At 57.4% G+C, this 19026-nt stretch carries 11 protein-coding genes; 7 read left to right on the top strand and 4 right to left on the bottom strand.

The genetic code is table 11. The annotated features are described in order from the left end of the window. Positions 1–480: 480 nt before the first annotated feature. The 4 genes from Q2M23_RS20400 to Q2M23_RS20385 all read left to right on the top strand — a co-directional run bounded on the left by Q2M23_RS20400 (position 481) and on the right by Q2M23_RS20385 (position 5387). Positions 481–3153 (top strand): PAS domain S-box protein, encoded by a 2673-nt coding sequence (locus tag Q2M23_RS20400; protein WP_092090217.1) that lies wholly within the window; start codon positions 481–483, stop codon positions 3151–3153. Further along, positions 3150–3827 (top strand): response regulator transcription factor, encoded by a 678-nt coding sequence (locus Q2M23_RS20395; RefSeq protein ID WP_092090218.1) that lies wholly within the window; start codon positions 3150–3152, stop codon positions 3825–3827. The genes Q2M23_RS20400 and Q2M23_RS20395 overlap by 4 nt, the downstream gene beginning before the upstream one ends. Before the next feature lie 94 nt (positions 3828–3921). After that, positions 3922–4308 carry a response regulator transcription factor gene (locus Q2M23_RS20390; RefSeq protein WP_176937262.1) on the top strand — a complete coding sequence of 129 codons (387 nt, stop codon included), beginning with the start codon at positions 3922–3924 and terminating at the stop codon, positions 4306–4308. Between the two features lie 194 nt (positions 4309–4502). After that, complete coding sequence (locus Q2M23_RS20385) at positions 4503–5387, top strand: Effector protein NopP (RefSeq protein ID WP_316396800.1); 885 nt, start codon at positions 4503–4505, stop codon at positions 5385–5387. A gap of 477 nt (positions 5388–5864) precedes the next feature. On the opposite strand, the gene glmS is transcribed toward Q2M23_RS20385, so the two are convergent. Continuing rightward, positions 5865–7691, bottom strand: coding sequence for a glutamine--fructose-6-phosphate transaminase (isomerizing) (gene glmS / locus Q2M23_RS20380; RefSeq protein ID WP_316396799.1), 1827 nt, complete (start codon positions 7689–7691; stop codon positions 5865–5867). Positions 7692–9055: 1364 nt separating this feature from the next. Between glmS and gmd the strand changes: the two genes are divergently transcribed. Then, complete coding sequence (gmd, locus tag Q2M23_RS20375) at positions 9056–10141, top strand: GDP-mannose 4,6-dehydratase (RefSeq protein ID WP_316396798.1); 1086 nt, start codon at positions 9056–9058, stop codon at positions 10139–10141. Next, positions 10122–11078 carry a GDP-L-fucose synthase gene (locus tag Q2M23_RS20370; protein WP_316396797.1) on the top strand — a complete coding sequence of 319 codons (957 nt, stop codon included), beginning with the start codon at positions 10122–10124 and terminating at the stop codon, positions 11076–11078. The genes gmd and Q2M23_RS20370 overlap by 20 nt, the downstream gene beginning before the upstream one ends. Positions 11079–11379: 301 nt before the next feature. Here Q2M23_RS20370 and Q2M23_RS20365 read toward each other — a convergent pair whose 3' ends face one another. Together Q2M23_RS20365 and Q2M23_RS20360 are read right to left on the bottom strand one after the other, a co-directional pair. Then, on the bottom strand, positions 11380–12519 hold the full coding sequence (locus tag Q2M23_RS20365) for an MFS transporter (RefSeq protein ID WP_316396848.1): 1140 nt from the start codon (positions 12517–12519) through the stop codon (positions 11380–11382). 1274 nt (positions 12520–13793) lie between these two features. Beyond that, positions 13794–14441: a sulfite exporter TauE/SafE family protein gene (locus Q2M23_RS20360; RefSeq protein ID WP_316396796.1), complete on the bottom strand. Its 648-nt coding sequence runs from the start codon at positions 14439–14441 to the stop codon at positions 13794–13796. A gap of 274 nt (positions 14442–14715) precedes the next feature. Here Q2M23_RS20360 and Q2M23_RS20355 point away from each other — a divergent pair, with 274 nt between their 5' ends. After that, positions 14716–14916, top strand: coding sequence for a hypothetical protein (locus Q2M23_RS20355; protein WP_316396795.1), 201 nt, complete (start codon positions 14716–14718; stop codon positions 14914–14916). A gap of 222 nt (positions 14917–15138) precedes the next feature. On the opposite strand, the gene Q2M23_RS20350 is transcribed toward Q2M23_RS20355, so the two are convergent. Further along, positions 15139–18231 (bottom strand): efflux RND transporter permease subunit, encoded by a 3093-nt coding sequence (locus tag Q2M23_RS20350; protein ID WP_316396794.1) that lies wholly within the window; start codon positions 18229–18231, stop codon positions 15139–15141. Positions 18232–19026: the final 795 nt, after the last annotated feature.

Here is a 19026-nt window from a genome sequence, read left to right as displayed (position 1 = left end):
GGGCGGGTATGATCACCGTCGACCGGCTTGGTACCACCAGGCTAAGATGGATCCTATCGAACTAACGTCACGGCGCTCCACGGCTCATCGCGGTTCTTTGCGACGACGTGCCTCGTTGTTCAGCGTTAGCGTCTTTGTGGAATTGATGTAGCTGTTGTGCGCGTCATTGGAACGTGCCTTGGCGCCACGCAGCTGTGTTCGGCACGCGATGTCCACAGCCTCGGTCCCCCGCCAAGCGATTATGGGCAACGAAGGAAAACGGACATCTCCGACCCGGTTGTACGCGGGTTAGCGCGCCATATTGAAAGGTTTAGAACAACTATACCTACGTTGTAATGCGCCTTTCTCCGGCACGTGCTGAGTTCAGCTGCAAGCAATTGACCCAGAACATTGGCGAGCGTCCCTTGGGGCCGAAAGATTGCCCCATTTTTGCCTAAATGTTATAACTCTCCCGCCGGAGAAAGGCCGGACGGTCAAAGAATGTATAACCAAGTCAATAATTTCAAACGTTCAGCCACACAGTTCACATTCGGCAGCATAACGCTGGCGGTAGTGACGTTGGCCTCCTTGTACCTTCAAACACATTTCGCTGCGACGGCGTTCGGCTATCTGCTGGTAATATTGCTGTTTTCATTGATCGGCAGCTTTATTGCATCATCTGCCCTTTCCATCTTGGCCATCGCTGCTTTGGCGTACTACTTCGCGCCGCCCGCGTTCAGTCTTGGGATCGACGACCCCCAAGTTCTTCTGGTGGTTGTCGCTTTCTTTACTGTCTCGATTGTCGGAACGCACCTGATTGGAAAGATCCGCCAGGAAAGAGAGGCCGCGCGTGAGACTGCGGCCGAACTCCGGCGCAGCACTGCCGATTTGAAAGACCGTGAAAAGCGGTGGCGCGCAATCTTTGAGCACAATCCGTCCATGTACGTCATGGTCGACGAAGCCGGTACCGTCCTCAACGTCAATACGCTCGGCGCGACACAGCTCGGCTATGCGCGCTCCGAACTGATCGGTCAATCTGTCCTGGGAGTCTTTCTGGACGAGGATCGCGCGTTCGCCCGCAAATGCATTCGGGCCTGCCTTGAAGATATCGGTCAATCGCAAACCTGGGAGGCCCAGAAAGTTCGGAAAGACGGCTCGGTGTTGTGGGTACGTGAAAACGCCAAAGCAATGCTCTGGGCCGATGAGCGGCCCGTTGTCCTCATAGCCTGCGAAGATATCACGGAGCGAAAGCGGACCGAACTTGCCCTGCAGCGAAGCGAAGCACATTTGGCTCAGGCGCAGGAGTTGAGCAATACAGGCAGCTTCAGCTGGAACGTCGCCACCGGCGAGGCCTTTTGGTCAAAGGAGCTGTTTCGTATTCTACAGTTGGATCCGCAGACGGCTCCCGCGCCGGAACTGATCGTCGCGCGCACGCATCCAGACGATAGGGCCTCAGTCCAAGAGACCATCGATCAAGCGATGCGAGATCCAAAGAGCTTCGAGCATGAATACCGGTTACTGCTGCCGGATGGATCGGTGAAGCACATCCATGCGCGGGCACGCACCACGAGAACCGCGACTGGTGACATCGAGTTTGTCGGGGCAGCGACGGATATCACGGCCGCAAGACTAGCAGAACAGCAGTTGCGCCGCAGCGAAGCCTATCTGGCCGAAGCCCAGCATCTCAGTCACACGGGTAGTTGGTCCTGGGACGTCTACCGTCTCGATTTTATCTATCGCTCCGCCGAGGTCGATCGCCTGTTTGGCTTTGATCCGCAAGAGACGGTGTCGATAGAGACCATTCGGTCGCGTATCCATCCAGACGATCTGCCGCGACTTCAGGAAGTACAGCGACTGGCTAGAGAAGACAAGGAAGGACGCTTCGAGTACGATTTTCGAATCCTTATGCCAGATGGCTCGATGAGGCATATACATTCCGTGGCCCATGTGGTGGTTGGCAGCGACGGCAATGTCAGCGAACTCATCGGAACACATATGGATGTCACTGAGCAATATGCAGCCAGGGAACGTCTGGAAAGCACACTTGCCGCGCTGCGCGAAAGCGAGCAACGCTTTCGCGACTACGCCGAAACAGCCTCCGACTGGCTCTGGGAGACCGGGCCAGATCATCAGGTCACTCGCTTGTCCGAGCACACCAGCGCTGCGGGAATCCTGGCGACAGGATTGATGGGTATGCTTCGCTGGGACATTGCGTGCGACGTCGAAGAAGAACCTGAGAAGTGGCGGCAGCATCGGGCGAGGCTGGAGGCGCATCTGCCGTTTCGGGATCTGCTCTACCGCACCGTCAACCGGATGGGATCTCCGATCTACGTTCGAACGAGTGGCAAGCCTTTTTTTGATATCGACGGTAATTTTCTCGGGTACCGGGGCGTCAGCACTGACATGACGGCTATCATTCGCGCAAATCAAGCCGAACAAGAGTTGCGAAAGGCACAGGCAGAGCTCGCACACGTGACGCGCGTGACCACCCTGGGAGAGTTGACAACGTCCATCGCCCACGAAATCAACCAGCCACTCGCCGCTATTATCAGCAACGCCGACGCATGCCTCGGTTGGATGAACCGCGAAACCCCTGATCTTTCCGCCGCGCGCTCATCGGTTGAGTGGATAATCGAAGACGCAATCCGAGCAAGCGAGGTGATCCGTCGCATTCGCGCACTTGCGAAGAAAGGCGAGATCGAGATGCTGCCGCTCGACATCAATGACGTCGTTAAGGACGTCATTGCGCTTGTGACACGTGAGCTGATTAGCCACCAGGTGACGTTAAAAACCGATTTGACGGTAGCGCTACCCGCAATCCTCGGAGACCGGATTCAGCTGCAACAGGTGATTATCAATCTGGTGATGAACGGAATCGAAGCGATGGACGCAGTTACGGACCGGCCGCGTGAACTAGTGATTCAGTCATCTAGCGACGATATGGGGCACGTGCGGCTTGCCGTGACTGACAGTGGCATCGGCATCGCCGAGAATGACGTCGACCGAGTGTTAGACCCATTTTTCACGACAAAATCGAGCGGCCTTGGAATGGGGCTTTCGATCTGCCGCTCGATTGTGGAGGCTCACGGGGGGCGTCTTTCGATCGTCTGCAAGCAAGGGCCGGGGGCCACCTTTCGGTTTGACCTGCCGCTGCACAAGGAGATCGTGTCATGAATGAACGCTCCAACTCCCAGCGCGAAGGCAGCAAGGCCGAGGCGTCGGCGCATGCGATCGTCTTCGTTGTTGAAGATGACGTCTCGATGCGTCGGTCGCTTACGAACCTTTTCCAATCCGTGGGCCTGGACGTCGTTGCATTCGGATCGGCCCGAGAAATGCTGCAGAGCAAACTTCCCGACGTTGTTAGCTGCCTGGTTCTTGATGTCCGGCTGCCAGGCTTGAGCGGCCTTGAGTTTCAGACTGAGCTAGCCAAGGCGAACGTTCATATTCCCATCATCTTCATTACCGGCCATGGCGACATTCCCATGAGCGTCAGGGCTATGAAGGGCGGAGCGGTCGATTTTCTCACCAAACCGTTTCGCGATCAGGAACTGCTGGACGCCGTAGTCGCAGCGACCGAACGCGATCGCAAAAGGCGCGAGGACGAACAGACCATCGCGAAGCTGAAGTCCCTATTTGAGACCTTGAGCCCGCGCGAGCAGGCGGTGATGAAACTGGTCGCTACCGGATTAATGAACAAGCAGATAGCCGCCGAGCTGGGGCTCGCCGAGATTACGGTCAAGATCTACCGTGGACACGTGATGAAAAAGATGCGCGCCAGGTCGCTGGCGGATTTGATCAGAATGACTGAGACGCTGGGAATCCGCGGTAACCGCCCCGAACAAACCTAAGTATGATTTTACAATTTAGCCACTCAAGCCCACTTTTCGCTCAATGGTGGCTAGTGCCTCGGCAGCCGCTAGTCCCGCGCCAGGAGAGCTTGTCTTGTCCACGCCTTTGATTTCTGTCGTTGATGACGACGCATCGGTCCGTGCGGCGACAGAAAATCTTCTGAAATCGCGTGGCTACGTCGTTCAAACGTTTGCGTCGGCCGAGGAGTTCTTGAGATCGCCGCGGTTGAACGAGACCTCCTGTGTAATTACCGATGTGCAGATGCCGGTTATGAGTGGGTTGGACCTGCTGGCGGAAATGCGGACCCGTGGCTATGGCGTGCCATTCATTTTTATTACAGCCTTCCCCAATGACCGCGTGCGCGCCTCAGCCCTGAGCGCGGGAGCGACTGGTTTCTTGGCCAAGCCCTTCGCCGGACATACGCTGATCGAGTACCTCGATGCCGCACTGAGTGAGAATGGCGACGGCGCAGACGCTTGAAACAATCAGCCGACCGCCGACTTTTGTCCGGTCTGGGCGGCCACGGCAAAGAGATCCGATCACGTAGGCACACGGTACAACTGTTCGAAAACTTGTAGTCAGCTTCTCGTCAGACAGTCTGACTATCAAGTCCCGCTCGGCCTTGGTGGCCCTGACACTCAAGACAACTTTCTTGGATGGGAGCGCGAACGTCCATGTACAATCGACTAGATGGCTCACCCAGCTTTCCATGGATGGGTAGTTCTGACTTTGATGGAATGACACAAATTGAAACCGGCGGTACGCAGACAGATCAAGACCGACGCTTCGAGGACGTCTTTTCCAGTTTGCAGATAGCGCCGCAAACAGCTTATGCCCGTTCAACTTCGGCAGCAGCGCGGCCGTACTCACTAGCTGCCAAACCACCTGTCGTGGAGATCTCAAGCACCTCATTTCAGGAACTGTTGGAAGATTTCTATGGGGATGAAGTCCAGCATATCGCGGCCAATCCCCAGCAATACTCGCGGTCGGTGGCATTGAAGGCCGAACGAGCTGCGGACGTCGCCTATAATCATGGCAGGAAGGTCGGTTCGGACGACGCACGACATTTCAGCTATCAATTAGGAAACAAAAGCGTTGGACTTCTCCGAACGGAAGGAGGAGCTACCGTCGATGATGTGTTCAAGGAGGAGACCGCACGCGCCCGCTGGCAGGAACAGTTTCCCGGACGATCGGACATAACATCGACAATAGACTTTCGGGTTACGCATCCCCTGGTCGACAATGCAGGCGATATCTTGCTGGAGTATCAACTTCGGCTTGATGGCGATGAGCCCTTGGTCCTTTCTCACCCTGTGAATCCGGAAGCAAAAGCCCGTGCGGCAGCGTTGGGTTTTGTTGAGATAGGTGACTCGCTGATGGTCCTTGATCCTACCCAGCATCCCGACAAGTGGGGTAAGAATAGCCAAGGAGAATGGCAGCGAGAGAACAAACCTCGATTTTACCTTTCCAAAGCGGCGGAGAGCGAAGGCAGAGGCACGGAACGTTCCGAGCGTGCAGGAAATACCGCGCCGGATTGGGAGGATGATGACTTTATGTAGGGGGACGTTTTGGCGCTCCGCGAGGCACGATACGCCCCCGCGAAGCTATCTGCATTCTGTATCACTTTAGTTCGTCAGTTCGGCAGGCGCGAGGATTGGAGGTAGGACGAGGCTATTGGTGATCCATCAGGCATATCCGTATTTCGTTCGGGCTGGTTAGGGCCTGTGGAACTGATAGGTGCCCAGCTTGCAGCGTGAGCTGGGCTACCCGAAGCTAACGCACGCGGCATTGACGTTGCGGAAAGGGACGAGGGCGCCCATGCGTCAATCACCAATGGAATCGGTCTAAGTTCGCCTACTCAAGCGATCCGATCGCTTCCTTCCGATAGCGGTTAGGGTCAACCAGAGTGGCTTCCAGATCGCAGTCTCGATAAGTTCGGCGGGCGCGGCGAGCAGTCATCAATAGGAGTCACGACGACATGTTATTGCATCCGCGGAACTGCCCGCAGGACAGCATATCGACGCTGCCGCGGGCATCTATTCAACTGTGACCGATTTGGCAAGATTGCGCGGCTGATCCACGTCCGTCCCCATAACGACGGCGGTATGATAGGCTAACAATTGTACCGCGACGGCATAAACCATGGGCGTAAAGCTTGCAGCCATATCTGGTAAAACAATGGTCATGAGCGTATCCACCGTCGCTTCCGAGGCGCCCCTTGCGTCGGTGATCAAGATGATGTTGCCGCCTCGAGCGGCGACTTCTTGCATGTTCGAAACGGTTTTCTCGAAGACCCCGTCGTAGGGCGCGATCACCACCACGGGCACTGTCTCATCGATCAATGCAATCGGTCCATGCTTGAGTTCGCCGGCGGCGTAGCCTTCTGAGTGGATATAGGAGATTTCTTTCAGCTTGAGCGCGCCCTCCAAGGCCAGGGGCGCCGATGTACCTCGGCCGAGATAGAGCACGTCGCTCGACTTGGCAACATCACGCGCGAGTTTCTCGATCTGCGGCTCGACCAACAGCGCTGCAGCAATCAGCCGCGGCACTTCGATAAGTTCGCGTACAAGCCTCGATTCATCGATCTCGGATAGCTTACCGCGCTCTTTGGCTGCTGCGACGGCAAGGGTCGCCATCACCGCCAGCTGGCAGACGAATGCCTTGGTGGAGGCCACGCCGATTTCTGGACCCGCTAGCGTCGGCAGCACGGATTCACTCTCGCGCGCGATGGTCGACGTCGGGACATTGACCACGGATATCGTGTGTAGGCCCTGGCTCTTGGCATAGCGCAACGCGGCCAGTGTGTCGGCCGTTTCCCCGGACTGCGAGATGACGATCGCGAGATCGCCCCGGCGCAAAGGCGCCTCCCTGTAGCGGAACTCGGACGCCACGTCGACTTCGACAGGCAGGCGGGCCAGCCGTTCAAACCAGTATTTGGCAATGTAGCCAGCATAGCTCGCCGTGCCGCACGCTGTAATTGAGATGCGCTGAATAGAATTGAAGTCGAACGGTAGTGTGAGCGGCAGGACTACGCGCTCGGCTGCCATATCGAGATAATGCGCCAATGTCTGTCCGACCATAGTCGGCTGCTCGTGGATTTCCTTTGCCATGAAGTGACGATAGTTCGCCTTGTCCACCAGGAGTGACGACGCGCTAGACTTGGATGTTTCCCGATGGACGACAGTCCCGTCTGCGCCATAGATCACGCAGACCGCGCGGGTAAGCACGGCCCAGTCGCCGTCCTCAAGGTAAGTAATGGCATCGGTCAAGGGCGCGAGTGCGATCGCGTCCGATCCTAAATACACTTCGCCAGGACCATGCCCAATCGCAAGGGGCGATCCCTTGCGCGCACCGATCAAAAGATCCTCATGGCCTTTGAACAGAAATGCCAGAGCGAAAGCTCCGCGCAGCCGTGGCAGCGAGGCTTGTACCGCATCCTGCGGCGAGTAGCCATTCTTGAGGTAGGATTCGACGAGATGCGCCACCACCTCGGTATCCGTCTCTGAGCTAAAATGAGCTCCATTCCGCTCCAGTTCGGCTCGCAGCGCGTGGAAATTTTCAATGATACCGTTGTGAACGACCGCGACATTTTCCGTCGCATGCGGATGAGCATTACTCTCGGTCGGCTTTCCATGAGTTGCCCAGCGGGTGTGACCAATGCCGCTATGACCCGACGGCGGACAATGGCGTAGCCGTTCCTCAAGGTTTCTCAACTTACCTTTAGCGCGCCGGCGCTCGATACGGAGACCCTCGAGCGTTGCTACGCCAGCGGAGTCATAGCCACGATATTCCAATCGCTTCAGCGAAGCGACCAATTGCCCAGCGACCGGACCACGCGCCAAGATGCCGACTATTCCACACATATTGATCGATACAGCCCAGGTTCAAAGAGTCAGGCGTTCCCACAGAGGGACCCATGGAATCTGCCTACCCGACGGTCATAGGTACCAAGCTCTCAATTTATTGCGGCTTCATGTATCGCCGCATTCGCAAGTGCGGGCTCAGTCCATTTCAACCATCATCGCTTTCTCCGGCCACGCTCTGCTTTTGGTTGCCTCCATCGAATACAAACAGCGATGACTGCGAATGGCGTGCCTCCTTAGAGGTGAGCCCGATATGCGGGCAGGGTTGCGTGGCTGAGTTCGGTATCCAATCCCGACACAAACAGACTCTTCGCTCGAAGGCGACGGCAACTGTCACCATCGCGTGGTATGCCCGCTGCGAGGATAGATCGCGCAAGCGGCTAGGCTTCATGGATGGGGGAACTTTGGGCCAGATCGGCAGACCATTCATTCCAGAGTGAAGCGTCATGTCCTATTTGGCTCATCATCTCTGATGAGCCATTCACGACTCTTCAGCTCAAATCCCAACAAAGCGAGCGGCGATGCGGCCGATCCGGTTAGCAGCCGACGCGGGGTCAATGGTCCCGACGCCTCACTGAGGATCTCCTCGAGAGCCTTGCTCCTTCGGGCTGCTAGAAAGATGCAGCCTCACCGTGCTTTCCACATGTCTGCTATCGGTGTATTACGCTGCCGCTCTCGTGTGGATCGTCTTTGTCGTTACTCGTCGGGATATGAGACTAAACGATTGCATCGAACTCTCTATTGTACGAACGTAAGCTATCGATATCGAAACGTTCGAAGAACTATACCAACGTTTGCCATTCTTTCTTATTCGGTCTTGCGTCGGCTTACACTTATTGAAAGAAGCGCTAGGGCCGACGACCCTATTGGCCAGATTGCGTGCTCTGTTCGGAAGTCAACGGTACGGGAGCTTTGTAGAATACGATATCGAGGCCCAAGCTCATTGTGTGCTTGCATGGCGTAATTCCGGTAAGGGCGTCGGCAACTGCACCTCAGCAAACCACTCCGCCGGCTATGGCGAGACTACGCGAATATAACGTGCGCAAGATAGACAAGGAAACATGGAACATCGGCATCATCTCGTTGGAAACATCGCCCGAGCAGTATCCGGCTGCGCGTGATGGCGTTTGTCGTCTGGCTTGTTCGGTTAGGATTGTGGACATTCAACTCAATGGTACCCGCTCTCCAGTCGAGTAAATCAACGTATATAGTGCGCATTTCTATATGATGTGTATGACTAGAGCTAATGATCGTTCTCCTCTAATTGCGGGTGGTGCGCGCTTGCGCATCTAGATATCGCGAGAAAGCGCTCCGCAACGCGCGTTTCAAGGGGCGCTTTCTTTCCAGCGCAACTAAGAGAGACCATGGCGGCTCAGGACTCACAACGGCGCATTGCGTTGATCACCGGCGTCACCGGGCAGGACGGCGCGTATCTCGCCGAATATCTGCTCGGTCTCGGCTACACCGTGCACGGGATCAAGCGCCGGTCGTCCTCGCTCAACACCGCGCGCGTCGACCATCTCTACCAGGATCCGCATGCCGGCAACGTGCCGTTCCTGATGCACTACGGCGACATGACGGATTCGACCAATCTGATCCGCCTGGTGCAGCAGATCCGGCCGACCGAGATCTACAACCTCGCCGCCCAGAGCCACGTCCAGGTCAGTTTCGAGAGCCCGGAATACACCGCCAACGCCGATGCGATCGGCGTGCTGCGCCTCTTGGAGGCAATTCGCATCCTCGGCATGGAAAAGGAAACGCGGTTCTACCAGGCCTCGACCTCGGAGCTTTACGGGCTCGTGCAGGAGGTGCCGCAAAAGGAGACCACGCCGTTCTATCCGCGCTCGCCCTATGGCGTCGCCAAGCTCTACGGCTACTGGATCACGGTGAACTACCGCGAGGCCTATGGCATGTTCGCCAGCAACGGCATCCTGTTCAACCATGAGAGCCCGATCCGCGGCGAGACCTTCGTGACGCGCAAGATCACCCGCGCCGTCGCCCGCATCGAGGTCGGCCTCGAGAACAAGCTCTATCTCGGCAATCTCGACGCCAAGCGCGACTGGGGCCACGCCCGCGACTATGTCGAGGGCATGCACAGGATCCTGCAGGTCGACGAGCCCGGCGACTTCGTGCTCGCGACCGGCGAAACGCGGTCGGTCCGCGAGTTCGTCGAACTGGCGTTTGCCGAGGTCGGTCGCAGCATCGAATGGCGCGGCAAGGGCGTCGAGGAGGTCGGTGTCGACACGGCGTCCGGCAACACCCTGGTGCAGATCGATCCGACCTATTTCCGCCCGACCGAGGTCGATCTTCTGATTGGCGACGCCAGCAAGGCGCGCGCCAAGCTCGGCTGGGCGCCGAAGACGCCGTTCGCGCAACTGGTGAAGGAAATGGTTGCCAGCGATCTCGTCGAGGCCAGGCAGGACGCGGCCAATGGCAAGCACGGTGTTTGAGCTGAAGGGCAAGTCGGTCTTCGTCGCCGGCCACCGCGGCATGGTCGGCTCGGCGCTGATGCGCCGGCTGGCGCGCGAGGAGGCCGATCTCCTGACGGTGTCGCGCAGCGAGGTCGATTTGCGCGACCAAGCCGCGGTCAACGCCTGGTTTGCCGCGAAGCGGCCGCAGGCCGTGTTCCTCGCCGCCGCCAAGGTCGGCGGCATCGTTGCCAACAACATGCTGCGGGCCGAATTCCTCTACGACAATCTGGCGATCTCGAGCAACGTGATCCAGGCAGCGCACGCCAATGGCTGCGAGAAGCTGATGTTCTTCGGCTCGTCCTGCATCTATCCGCGCCTGGCGCCACAGCCGCTGCGCGAGGATTCGATGTTGACCGGCCCGCTGGAGCCGACCAACGAGCCTTATGCCATCGCCAAGATCGCCGGCATCAAGATGGCCGAGGCCTATCGCAGCCAGTACGGCGCCGATTTCATCAGCGTGATGCCGACCAATCTCTACGGCCCCGGCGACAATTATCACCCCGAATACAGCCACGTCGTCGCCGCGCTGATCCGCCGGTTCCACGAGGCCAAGGTTTCGGGCGCCGGCAACGTCGCGGTGTGGGGCACCGGCACGCCGCGCCGCGAATTCCTCTATGTCGACGATCTCGCCGACGCCTGCATCCATCTGATGAAGACCTATTCATCGCCCGAACTGGTCAATATCGGCACCGGCGAGGACATCACCATCGCCGAGTTCGCACTCATGGTCGCGGCCGCCGTCGGTTTTCGTGGTGAGATCAGCTTCGACACGTCGCGCCCGGACGGCACGCCGCGCAAGCTGCTCGACGTCGGCCGGCTGGCCAGGCTCGGCTGGCGCGCCACCACCTCGCTGGAGGACGGCATTCAGCTAGCGTACCGGGCGTATCTCGCCGACAGCAAATGGACGGTATCTTAGTGAACTGGTAGTCCCGACAGCGGGTGCAAGCAGACCCATCCGAGCATCAGCGGACATTGGATAATCCAGCCTGGCTGACCCCGGTCACCGCGGAAAGATTAACCTTGCCGCGCGTTGCCCAACGGCATTCATCAACAACAGCGCTCAGTTGGAGTGACTCGCATATCCTACGACTCAGCCAACCAACTTGCAGGAAAAGAAGAATGGCCGTGATCGAGGCGTACCGTTCTGCTGCTAAAGTTTAGACCTGATCGACGCTCAGCCTCTAACGCCGTCCCCCGTCTCTCCCGACTAACGAGCCTTACCGACCCTCTGTCATCACCATCCGTGCCGACAACGTGACGACACACATGAGCGCACCCAACATCGCGAACGCAAAAGGCAAGCCAGTCATGTGTGCGACGAGCCCGATGCCAGCGGGACCCACCAGTATACCCGCGTAGCCAGCTGTCGTGATGACCGCGATCGCAACGCCTACCGGCATCACCTTCTGTTTGCCGGCGCGTCGACACAGTACGGGTACAACATTTGAAATGCCCAATCCAATAAGCAGGAACCCCGCCATGGCAATCAGCGCAACCGGCGCGGCGACCACCGCCAAGAAACCTATCATGATCGGCAGAGTTCCGAGCATCAATGTGGCACGGTCGCCGATTCGCTCCACAACGGCATCTCCGCCGAGACGCCCTGCGGTCATTGCGATGGCGAAAAGCATACACCCAAGACCTCCGTGCGCCTCCGTGAGAAGATCTTCCCCAACGAGAAGCAAAGCGCTCCAATCAAGCATTGCACCTTCGACAAGAAAAGTGATAGCCGCGAGCGCGGCTATTAGCAGCACACTGCGATGGGGCAAGACAAACAATGGCCCCTGCTGTCTCAAGCTCGTTGCAGTCAACCGCGGCCAGGCCGACACTATCGCGATCATCATAAACGTCGAACAGACCAACGTCGAAAAAAGTGAACTAAGCTGAAGCGAGAGAAACAGGGTCACGGCAGCAGAGCCGGTGAATTCTCCAATGCTGTAATGGGCATGGAAGCCGGACATCAACGGACGGCCGGTGGCTCGCTCCAGTTCGATCGCATAGATGTTCATGGCTACATCGATCGAACCGAGTGAAACGCCGAAAGCGAACAGCGTGGCACCCAGCGCAAGAGGTGTTCCGGCGATAGCCAACCACGGCAGGATAAGCGCGAGGCCGAGTCCACCCACGAGGATAATGGGCTTGCTGCCGTACCGCGCGTTCGACACGCTGGTCAGAAGCATAGCGAGAACGGATCCTGTTCCGAGACAGAGCAGCAGAAGACCAAGCGTGCGGTCGTCTACCGCGAGCCGCTCCTTGGCAAGCGGCACCAACGGCGCCCACGCCGCGAGGCCAAATCCGGCAACAAAAAACGCAAGCCGCGTCCCAAGCAGGCTGGCAGCCCAATTGGCAGATGGTATCACTGGCACTCCTGAGAGAACGGGCTCGTAAGCGCGGCGCCCCTCATCCTGCGTGCGTGGCCTAAAAGCGGCCGCAACTCGACGATGATGACCTCATGTTGACATTTTCATCTCTGCAAATGCGATGCCATCGCAAAAGCTCGGGCCACCTCAGAAGGTGCGAGCGTCAAATAGGAGTGATCGTCAAGCAACCCGGATGCGTGTTACGGCCTATCTTTCGCGGATGAGCAACGGCAACGAGGACGTCAGCCTTTGCCTTTTTCCGACAGTCAGAGGCGTAACAGCTCAATATCCCTTTGTCACAAAGCGTACAAAAGTCGTCGGGCACGCGTCCTTGTGTGTATTTCGAGGAGAAGGCTACGGCCGGCGCGAACACGGCCGCAGTTCCACGACAGCGCTTGTCGACTCCACCGAGCATTGCCGCTGACGCTAGCATCTTTATGAACGCTCGAGCCAGTTCCGACCATGAAGAGGCGCGGATCACAAGGCGGGTGTTCGGATCGTCAGCTAGCAGCTTAATGCCGACTTTACATCGCTCCTTGTACACTCCAGATCAGCAGAATCGGAGCGTTTCACGTACCTACCCGAAGCTACCGGACAACCTATGTAAAGTAGGAATGCGCCCGGCTGCTCTTTGGCAGGAGATTCGATGATCGCCGCACAATGAGCGGTGTTGATATCGATGACCGACGAGACGGCGACTCGATGTGCTTGTGTCTCGAGTGTTTCCTTTTTCTCGATCAGCGTCCGCGGGCAAACGATCACAAGTATTTCGAATAGCGAGTCGGCAACATCTGCCTCCGACGCTTCAGAACTGAGATTTCAAATTCTCCCGCCTCGAAACACCGGATTGTCGTGGAACAATCAGCCAGTTGTCAGCCCTTATCCTTGGCGCCGACAGGGCCACAACGGCATCGCGCGCAGTCATCGATTGGCTTTGCTTTCGGGCCATTAGGTCCAGGACGCGCGCGCGTTCGATACTGGGGCGCCCGCCGACATCGTTCAAGCGCTTATATCCGCGGCGCGCCGAGACCGTCGCTCTGACCAGGTCGGACCGTGCGTGGTAAAGAACGAATATAGCAGGCAAACATCGATCAGTATCGTCGCCGACATCACGCTATAAGCCCAGGAGCTCCGCACTAGATCGAGCTCGATCAGCACTCGTGACAGACCGAATCCGACGATCCAGGCATCAAAGCTCATGCAGATGCGTCGGAATATCTCAGGATCAAGCCGGCGCATGGCACCCGGCATGACGGTCTACTTCCAGCCGGTTAGGATCCCAGCGGGATGCCGAGCACAACACTGGGTATAAAGGCATAGAGCAGGCTGCCGCTTTCGGAGATGAACAGGCCTAGCTTGTAATAGACGAAGGCGGTCACGCTCGATTCAACCACGCGAACCAGGGCTAGACCGGCGCGAAATTCACTTCTGACCAGGCCCTGGTTGTTAAACAACATCGCCAAAGGCGGACCGGAGATGGTCGTCACCGAATAGAGAATGCCCAGCATCGAACCGAATGGTAGACCGATCAGCCAGCTAGCTTCGATAGGGCGGCGCCAACCTGCGGCTTGTAGCAGGATCAGGGGCAGTATGATCGTGTAGGTGGCGAATTTGATCCAGCCCGGCTGCAGCGAGGCCAACGCATAGCCGCCAAGCGCAATGCCCGGCAAGAGTCCAAGCAAGATGGGAAACACTCGTCTCCAAATTGCCGGCACGCCCTTCAGATTGATGAGGACGACGTATACGTTGACGAAGACCTCGATGATAACAATGGCGGGGTTGAGAACGCGATTGGTGTAGGAAACCAGCGCAAGAGGTACAGTGAGCGACGAAAACCCGTAGCCGATGGCTCCATTTACAAAGGCCGCAAAGCACGTCGTTGCGGCCAGAAAAAACATAGCTGCATCAAACTCAGGCATTTCGATAACTTTCGCACTTCGGAGGGCGTCGGAGCATGTGTCAGGGAATCAGGCCTGAACATTGGCCATCAGGACTGAGGCAGATTCTGGCCTCCCGCTTGGCAGCTCACGCTGCCTCCATCGCGGCAACGAACGTGGTCATGTGCATCGCTTCAACGTCTGCTCCTTATAGACTTCGGTTGAGAAGCCGTGCTGTACTTTCCCACTACCTGAATGCGATCACTCAGCCAATACGACGGCGACGAGGAGTAAGTAATTCTATTTCTAGCGGCATTTGAGTAATGACAACGCTACCTTTTCATCAAGCGAGCACGAATTCTCTCCGCGCCGCGGCGAGTGCGAAATTGAGCGTTCTGCGGCCGTGAACGCCCAGCAATTCGCCGAGGCGGAGCAGCAACAGATCGCTGACGTGTTTTTTGCCGAGCATCTGATGCTCGCCAAGCTCGGCAGAACAGGCATGAAGATCTCGACATGAAGCCGCCCCAGGCTCCTTCGCTCACCACACCGGCGTCATGAACGATCGCATTTCTTATTGGTTTAGTCTTACCCGCTGGCGAACGATGGATCGAAACGGGCGCAGCAACCAGGGATCATCCTTCGAGCCCCTTCCCGAAATTCGGGCCCACCAAATCACCACGGCCGGCGGACAACGCGCCAATCTAGGCCAGCAATCTCGTCAACCCGGAGTGGTTTGACATCAATGCTTGGCCAGCTGGGCATTAACGGCTCCCGCGAGGCCGCCCTTGTCGTAGCCGGAACTCGCGTCGGCACGGTGATCGGATGCGATCGCGACATAGACGGCCGGCAACACGAAGAGCGTGAACAGCGTGCCGACAGACATACCGGCGACGATCACGAGCCCGATCGAGAAGCGGCTCGCGGCTCCGGCTCCCGTTGCGGTCAACAAGGGTATCAGGCCCGTGACCATCGCCGCCGTAGTCATCAAGATTGGACGAAGTCGGACGCGCGCCGCCATCTCTATCGCCGAGCGACGGTCAAGTCTCTGCCTGAGTTGCAGCTCATTTGCGAACTCAACCATCAGGATGCCGTGCTTGGAAATCAAGCCAACAAGCGTCAGCAATCCGACCTGGGTGTAGATGTTCATCGTCGCCCAGCCAAAGAATAGCGGTATCAAGGCGCCGACGATTGCCATCGGCACACTGATCATAATGATGATGGGATCGCGCAGACTTTCGAACTGCGCCGCAAGCACCAAGAATATGACGATCAGTGCAAATGCGAACGTGATGGCCAGCTGGTTACCCTCGTGCACATATTGTCGGGCGTCCGCAAGGAAGTCGTGGCTGAAGCCTGCAGGCAGCTTCTGTGCCTCCGCCTCCAGGAAGTCCACGGCTTGACCGATCGTGACGCCAGGCATCGGCACGGCCTGAAAGGTCGCGCAGTTGAGCTGGTTGTAGTGGGTGAGCGCGTTCGGATCAGTCGCAGTCTCGACCGAGACGACGGTAGACAGCGGAAGCATCGAGCCCGTCGCAGTCTTCAAATAATAGTTCCCGATCGCTTCCGGGGCCAGGCGTTTCTCACGCGGCACCTGCGGAATCACCTCGTAGGAGCGACCCTGCAGATTGAAGCGATTGATATAGTTTCCGCCAAGTAGGATGGCGAGCGCGTTACCGACATTCTGCATGGTGATGCCAAGATCGTTGGCCTTGGATCGATCGACCTTGATTCGTACCACCGGCTGGTTGAACTCGAGATCAGAGTCGCTGATCATGAACAGGCCGCTCTTGCGCGCGGCGTCCTTCAGTTTCGACATCTGCTCGTAGACAGATTGGAAGCCGAGCGTCGAATTGATCACCATCTGCACTGGCAGGCCGTCCGATCCGCCCGGAAGTGCCGGCAAGCTAAAAGCAAATGCGTTGATACCTTCGATTTTGGACAGCTCGGCTTGGAGCAGGGACTTAAGAACTATCGACGATCGCTTGCGCTCGTCCCATGGCTTGAGCAACATGCCGGCCATACCCGCCTGCGAACCGCCACTACCGTTGAGCACGAAGCTCAAATCGGTCTCGGAAAACTTCCGAATCGCCTTTTCGAGCTTGGCGCCGTAATAGTCGAGATAGTCAATATTGGCGTATTTCGGCGCCTTGGTTAGTGCGAATACAATCCCTTGATCCTCCTCCGGCGCGAGTTCCTTGGAAGTGTTCACGCAGAGAAAGCCGACGAGGCCCAGCATGGTCACGGCAAACAGCCCGGTAATTGGGCGATAGTCGAGCGAGCGGTCGAGCTTGCGGCCATACCAGCGTGTCATGGCGCCGAACACACGGTTCACAAATCTAGCAAACCGTCCCTCCTCAGCGCCCCTCAGGAAGACCGAGCACATCATGGGCGATAGCGTCAAAGCGATCACGCCCGACACGATCACCGCCCCCGCCAGTGTAAACGCGAACTCGCGGAACAGCGCACCGGTGAGGCCACTAAGAAAGCCGATGGGGGCGTATACGGCGGCCAACGTAATCGTCATGGAGACTACGGGGCCGACGATCTCGCGCGCGCCTCTCGCAGCAGCCTGCGGGGGCGGCGCACCTTCTTCTAGATGGCGATGAATGTTCTCTACCACGACGATCGCGTCGTCGACCACGAGACCGATCGCGAGCACCATCGCAAGGAGGGTAAGCAGATTGAACGAAAACCCGAGCGCCAGCATCATGCTGCAGACACCGACGAGCGACAACGGAATAGTGACGACAGGAATGATGACCGACCGCAGCGAGGCCAGGAAAAGGAAGATCACTACCACTACTATCACGACCGCCTCAATGAGCGTCTTCTCGACTTCATCGATCGACGATTGAATGAATTTGGTCGAGTCGTAGGCCACTTTCATCTTCAGTGATGGCGGCAGGTTACGCTCCATTTCCGGAAACATCGCCCGAACGCCTCGCGCTATGTTTAGCGGATTGCCTTGCGGGCTCGCCCGCACGCCGATGAAGACCGCGTGCTCGCCGTTCATGGAGACGCTGACGTCTGCGGTCTGCGCGGCAAGCTCGATTGTCGCAATATCCTCCATGCGCACGAAGCCGCGGTCTTGAGCTTTGACAATCATGCGCCTGAAGTCATCGACACTCCGCAGGTCGGTGTTTGTCGTGACATCGGAGACAGTGAAATAGCCCTTGGTCTGGCCGGCCGCGGTCTGGAAGTTGTTGGCGGCGATTGCAGCCGAAACATCAGCAGGCGACACGCCGTGCCCCGCCATTTTCGCAGCATCGAGCCATAGCCGCATCGCAAAACTTTGGCCGCCCAGGATGTCTGCCGCCGCGACGCCGTCTACCGTAGACATAACCGGTTGCACGACGCGCGAGAGATAATCGGAGATCGCGCTGGCCGTCAGCTCCTCGCTGGAGAAGGCGATGTACATGACAGCGGTTGCCTGACCGGTTGATTTAGTGACAACCGGATCGTTTGATTCCTTCGGGATCAAATATTTGACTGAGTTGACCTTAGACAGCACCTCGGTGAGTGCCTCATTGGGATCAAAATTGAGCTTGATGTAGGCTTGGATCGTTGAGGTACCGAGCACCGACGAGGAAGTGACGTAGTCGACGCCCTCTGCCGAAGCGACGGCCTGCTCCAGGGGAGTGGTGATGAACCCCTGGATCATGTCGGCGGATGCGCCAGGATAGGATGTCGTGATATTGACGACTGTATTGGATAGCTTGGGATACTGGCGGATCGGTAAAACGGCGGCAGCGCGAAGGCCGATCAGCAGGATCATGAGACTGACGACGATAGACAACACCGGACGTTTGATGAAAAGCTCGGTAAATGCCATCTCGACTCGCATTCAAAGAGGGTGACGCAAATTCGCGGCCAAGTCGCGCTAGGCCATCGTCATCAAAGGCGACCGCGGCGAAGCCACTATTATGAGGGAAGCGGAAACGGGTGCTCTAAAAGGCTCACATGCTTCCCAAGCAGAGAGCTCAATCCTCCGCTTCTTGCATCCTGGTTGCTTGGATTAACTCAGCCCCGCCGTTCGGATCGCAGATCGCGATCTCGAACAAGAAGCACCTTCGCAAGATTAAGACCCATGTCTTTTTGCGCACAATCACCTGAGGTCCACATCAAGATGTGGACGAGCGCTCACGTGTTTCCATTTAATCTTGTCCTTAGGTCTGAATGGGACTCAACTGCTTCCGGCAGCGACTCAAGTCAGCTTAAAGGCTTCGCCCGTTCAATCGAATGCCCAGCTTCAACATCGAAACTAGAAACAATGTGACGGATGCACAACTCTACAAAGGTAAGCGAGTGATATCGAATGGGCTGCAAACCCTATACTAAGGTTTGTCAAAACGAACTCTGATCGCTGCCGCGCGAGACTTGTGGCGTTGCCAGACAGAAAGCTCGCGGTCCGTTTTAGCTGACTGAAGTGAGTCGGTGACTTTGCCGCAGAATGAGCGGCCTGCTAATTCTACGCACGTCGCGCGCTTACAGGATGACGCATGACAACTGCGCCAAAGCAGGCTTGAAGGTCGAATTCAAGCTTCAGAGAACGGAAAGGAAAACCTGCGGAAAAGTCCGAAGCGCGGGCGCGGAAGCGTGGCTCAATCTTGCCGGAGCGCCAGACAAA

Origin of the sequence: Bradyrhizobium sp. 33ap4 (genome assembly GCF_032654765.1) — a bacterium.
Lineage (GTDB): Bacteria > Pseudomonadota > Alphaproteobacteria > Rhizobiales > Xanthobacteraceae > Bradyrhizobium > Bradyrhizobium australafricanum.
This window is presented reverse-complemented; position numbering and strand designations above follow the sequence as displayed.

Coding starts and splice junctions, on each gene's coding strand:
- Q2M23_RS20400 (WP_092090217.1), top strand. CDS start 481: ATGTATAACCAAGTCAATAATTTCAAACGTTCAGCCACACAGTTCACA.
- Q2M23_RS20395 (WP_092090218.1), top strand. CDS start 3,150: ATGAATGAACGCTCCAACTCCCAGCGCGAAGGCAGCAAGGCCGAGGCG.
- Q2M23_RS20385 (WP_316396800.1), top strand. CDS start 4,503: ATGTACAATCGACTAGATGGCTCACCCAGCTTTCCATGGATGGGTAGT.
- glmS (WP_316396799.1), bottom strand. CDS start 7,691: ATGTGTGGAATAGTCGGCATCTTGGCGCGTGGTCCGGTCGCTGGGCAA.
- gmd (WP_316396798.1), top strand. CDS start 9,056: ATGGCGGCTCAGGACTCACAACGGCGCATTGCGTTGATCACCGGCGTC.
- Q2M23_RS20370 (WP_316396797.1), top strand. CDS start 10,122: ATGGCAAGCACGGTGTTTGAGCTGAAGGGCAAGTCGGTCTTCGTCGCC.
- Q2M23_RS20360 (WP_316396796.1), bottom strand. CDS start 14,441: ATGCCTGAGTTTGATGCAGCTATGTTTTTTCTGGCCGCAACGACGTGC.
- Q2M23_RS20350 (WP_316396794.1), bottom strand. CDS start 18,231: ATGGCATTTACCGAGCTTTTCATCAAACGTCCGGTGTTGTCTATCGTC.